The following is a 1,003-nucleotide window of genomic DNA, read 5'->3' as shown; positions in this document are numbered from 1 at the left end:
CGTCGCGGGCCGCCCCCTGGTGTTCGCCTCCACCGACGCCGGCCGCACCTGGCGCCAGTCCGAACCTCCGGGCGCTCCCGCCGCCGTCACCGCCCTGACCGCCACCGGCAAAGGCTGGCTGGCCGCGGGCGCACGCGACGGCGACGTCCTCACCTGGACCAGCGACGACGGCCTCACCTGGCAGGCCGCGAGCCACACCGGAGGCGGCCTCGACGGCCCCGGCGACCAGCACGTCACCACCCTGGCCGTCCTCGCCGGAAACCTCACCGCCATCACCGTCTCCGACGGCGTCGACCCCTACCTCTGGCACCCCACCGAAGGCGCCTAGTGGGCGGCGAACCCGCCGTCGACGAACAGGGCCTGGCCGGTCACGAACCCCGAGGCCGGTGAGGCCAGGAACAGCGCCGCCGACACGAAGTCCGACGGCAGCCCGTTCCGTCCCACGAACGTCCGGGCCGCGAGCTGCTCCAGCAGGACCGGGTCGGCGGACGCCTGCGCCGTCAACGGCGTGATCACGAACCCCGGGATCAGGCTGTTGCACGTCACCCCGCGCCCCGACCACGCCTCGGCCTGCGACCGCGTCAGCGCCACCACCCCGGCTTTCGACACCCCGTAGGCCCCGCTGTTGAAGAACGCCCGGAAACTCTGCTGCGACCCGATATTGATGATCCGCCCCCACCCCCGCGCCGCCATCCGCGGCCCGAACACCTGCCCGAGCACGAACGGCGCGTCCAGATTCACCGCCATCGACAGATCCCAGTTGGCATCCGTCAGCTCATCCAGATGCGGCCGCGGATTCACCCCCGCCGAGTTCACCAGCACATCGATCTCCCCGAACGCCTCCTGGGCCCGCTCCGCCGCCTCCCGCACGGCCTCCCGCCCCGCCCCCAGATCCGCGACGACGGCCGCGGCCTCCACCCCGACCCCCCGCAACCCCGCGACTGTCTCCTCCAGCCCCTCCACCCCCCGCGCCAGCACCACCACCCGAGCCCCGGCCCGCCCC

2 protein-coding genes are annotated in these 1,003 nt (G+C 74.0%); one reads left to right on the top strand and one right to left on the bottom strand.

Annotated elements, in window-relative coordinates:
* Nucleotides 1-328 (top strand): beta propeller repeat protein (locus tag ACYVE7_RS34630; RefSeq protein ID WP_460370862.1); only part of this gene is annotated, 328 nt, incomplete at its 5' end.
* Here ACYVE7_RS34630 and ACYVE7_RS34625 read toward each other — a convergent pair.
* Nucleotides 325-1,003 (bottom strand): SDR family NAD(P)-dependent oxidoreductase (locus tag ACYVE7_RS34625; protein ID WP_460370861.1); only part of this gene is annotated, 679 nt, incomplete at its 5' end. The two genes, ACYVE7_RS34630 and ACYVE7_RS34625, sit on opposite strands and share 4 nt — an antisense overlap.

It is taken from the genome of Actinocorallia lasiicapitis (genome assembly GCF_054778695.1).
Note: the sequence above shows the minus strand (reverse complement) of the source record. Positions and strands in the feature narration are given on the sequence as shown.